This is a genomic window from Ruoffia halotolerans, from assembly GCF_014049385.1.
Taxonomy (GTDB): Bacteria; Bacillota; Bacilli; order Lactobacillales; family Aerococcaceae; genus Ruoffia; species Ruoffia halotolerans.
On record NZ_JACAOA010000051.1, the window covers coordinates 1 to 3,359 of the forward strand.

Sequence of the window (3,359 nt, forward strand, 5' to 3'; positions counted from 1 at the left end):
ATTTGGTTGTCTGTTCCGTAGAACAGATCCCCTTACACATTTGGTGTGTTTATCTTTGTTCAGTTTTCAATGAGCTTTCGTTGTTGATTTGTTGAACAACAACTTTTACAGTTTATCTTCTTCGTGCTGTGGTTGTCAACACTTTTTTCAAAGTATTTTCAACTTCGTTTCGAAGTGATGTCGTTTGTTTTAACAACTTTTATAGATTATCACGGTTGCGACTCGAAGTCAACAACTTTTTTAAAGTTTTAAAATAATTCCCAAAAACAAGTGAACCCTCAATCGTGATATTGTCGCTGTTTGACAACTTATATATCTTATCATGATGGCTATATTGTGTCAACAATATTTTTCGCTTTTTTATCAGCGCCGCCTCGTTTAATTGATGTCGCAAATGACAACTTTTAAATAGTAACATATTTAGTATATTAGTGTCAATCACTTTTTCACTTTTGTTATTCCTTTTTCCAAGTGAGTAATCTCAATTGACAACTATTATATCCTATCATGCTTCGTGTAATCTGTAAAGCATTTTTGAACCAAATGTATGATTCGCTTCAAAAGTTGTAAGCGCTACACATGTTGTGGTAGCAACTTATGTTATAGTATCATCGACGAATCATTTCGTCAATACTTTTTTCACTTTTTTGTAAAGTTTATGTAAATTCCATGCAACCTTACAAAGTTATCGTCAAACATTGTTACAACGTCTCGTGACGACAAGAGATAATATACCACTAAGTTATAGGTGGGGTCAATATAATTTTGTGATTTCTTATATTTTTTATCTTATTTTACTTTAAATCGCTTCACTTTAGGTTTCCTTCATTATAAATAGGATATAGTAACTATTAGACGATCCGTTTCCTTCTATATCATGTCTCTTTAACAAAAAAGATTGAGGGCAACTTAAAGTAGCCTTCAATCTTTTTTGTTTCTTTATTATAATTCTAAGCTTATAGTCGTTCGTTTAACTCTTTAGCTAGGTCTTCGAATCCTGGTTTACCTAATAAAGCAAACATATTACGTTTGTAGTCTTCTACCCCTGGTTGATCAAATGGATTAACACCATTTAAATATCCTGAGATTCCTACTGCTTTTTCAAAGAAGTAGATTAAGTGTCCTAAAGATTTTTCATCCATAGCTGGAATTGTTACTAGTAGATTTGGTACATTACCGTCCGTATGAGCTAATAATGTTCCTTCAAATGCTTTAGTATTTACAAAGTCAATTGTTTTTCCTTCTAAGTAACCTAAACCATCTAGATCTTCTTCAGCTTTCGGAATATCAATATCATGTCTTGGTGTTTCAACTTTTAAGACTGTTTCAAAGATATTTCTTTGTCCATCTTGGATTGTTTGTCCAATAGAGTGTAAATCTGTTGAGAAGTTTGCACTTGCTGGGTAAATGCCTTTTTGGTCTTTACCTTCAGATTCACCGAATAATTGTTTCCACCATTCAGAGAAGTATTGCATACCTGGTTCATAATTAGCTAGTATTTCAATATTCTTCCCTTTTTTATAGAAGAAGTTACGGATGGCCGCGTATTGGTAAGCACTGTTCTCCATAACATCTGGATTACTGTACTCTTCCATTGCTTCGCGTGCACCTTTCATTAAAGCGTCAATATCTCCACCTGCGACTGCAATTGGTAATAGACCTACAGCAGTTAATACAGTAAAGCGTCCACCAATGCCGTCAGGAATAACAAATGTTTCATATCCTTCAGCGTTTGCTTCTGATTTTAGAGCGCCTCTCTCTTTATCTGTCGTTGCATAAATACGTTTAACTGCTTCTTCGTGACCGTATTTCTTATCTAATAATTCTTTGAATACACGGAATGCAATAGAAGGTTCAGTTGTTGTTCCTGATTTAGAAATAACATTAACCGAAAAGTCACGGTCTCCGACTAAATCAACTAGATCGTGTAAATAAGTCGAACTAATACTATTACCCGCAAAAATAACTTGAGGTGTTCCTTTTTGCCCTGCTTTAATATTGTAAAATGAATCGTTTAGGAATTCGATTGCTGCTTTCGCTCCTAAGTATGATCCTCCAATACCAATTACAATAAGAATATCTGAATCTGCTTTAATTTTTTCGGAAGCTGCTTTGATGCGTGCATATTCATCTTTATCGTATGTTTCTGGCCAATCGATCCAGTCCAAGAAGTCATTTCCTGCACCTGTTTTATCATGAAGTTGGTTATGTGCCAATTCAATATATGGTTTAATCTGAGTTAATTCATGTTCTTTAAAGAATGATAAAGCTTTTGTATAATCAAATTTTAAATTTGTCATTAATATCTCTCCTCATTTTTTCCTAGAATATTAGTTTGATCTTCTTCGATTTGTCTCAAACCATCTTCAATAATTTTAGGCATATTGCGTCCTAATGTCTTGAATCCAATCTTAGGTAAATATCTTTTAGGATACTTTTTTAATTTTGACGGAAACGGTGGTGTGTTTAGATGTTGCAACGCTCTAAAAGACAAACTAATTTTTCGAGTATATTCATCTATATCAATAATTTTGACTTTAACTTTTTCGCCAATATTAATAAAATTATCTAACTCGGACATATAACCGTGTTTGCATTCTGATATATGCACTAATCCTTGCTCTGTATCCGATAATTTAACAAAGACACCATAATTCTGAATACCGGTTACTTCTCCTTGGATTACATCCCCAATTCTAAATTCTTTTGTCAATGTATATCCACCCTTTACTTTATAGTAGGCTACTCATTAACAGTAACGCTCGTAATAACAATATCTTCTACGGGCTTGTCTTGGGCACCAGTTTCTTGAGCTTGAATATCTAGGACTACATCCATACCATTAACAACGTGACCAAATACTGTATGACGGTGGTCTAACCAAGGTGTTCCACCTTTTGATTCATATGCATCAATAATTTCTTCTGGGAATCCAGCTTCTTTTAATTGTTCTAGCATTTGCGCTGGTACATTTGGAGCTGTTACGATGAAGAATTGACTTCCATTTGTATTTGGTCCAGCATTAGCCATTGATAAGGCACCATATAAGTTAAATACTTCAGCAGAGAATTCGTCTTCAAAAGCGTCACCATAGATACTCTCTCCACCCATACCTGTTCCTGTTGGGTCTCCACCTTGAATCATGAAGTCTTTAATAATACGATGGAAGATAATTCCGTCGTAATACCCTTTTTTTGATAATTCTTTAAAGTTTTCTACTGTCTTTGGAGCTACCTCCGGGAATAGAGCTAAATCAATATCACCCTTGTTTGTATGTAATGTAATATCAACATTTAATTCTTCTGTGTTTAACTGTGGAAATTTTGTCAAAATAATTCACTCCTCCTTATATTTTATAT

General features: G+C 34.0%; 3 protein-coding genes. All 3 read right to left on the reverse strand.

What is annotated here, in order from left to right; genetic code table 11:
• Positions 1–956: 956 nt before the first annotated feature.
• From HW423_RS10580 to HW423_RS10590, 3 genes are read right to left on the reverse strand one after another with little or no spacing between them, the layout of a single operon-like run.
• The gene (locus HW423_RS10580) at positions 957–2,300 is read right to left on the reverse strand and encodes a glucose-6-phosphate isomerase (protein ID WP_218931873.1); all 1,344 of its coding nucleotides are present in this window, start codon (positions 2,298–2,300) and stop codon (positions 957–959) included.
• Complete coding sequence (locus HW423_RS10585) at positions 2,300–2,713, reverse strand: CvfD/Ygs/GSP13 family RNA-binding post-transcriptional regulator (protein WP_218931874.1); 414 nt, start codon at positions 2,711–2,713, stop codon at positions 2,300–2,302. Before HW423_RS10585 ends, HW423_RS10580 begins: the two co-directional genes overlap by 1 nt.
• 29 nt (positions 2,714–2,742) lie before the next feature.
• On the reverse strand, positions 2,743–3,330 hold the full coding sequence (locus HW423_RS10590) for a peptidylprolyl isomerase (RefSeq protein ID WP_218931875.1): 588 nt from the start codon (positions 3,328–3,330) through the stop codon (positions 2,743–2,745).
• Positions 3,331–3,359: the final 29 nt, after the last annotated feature.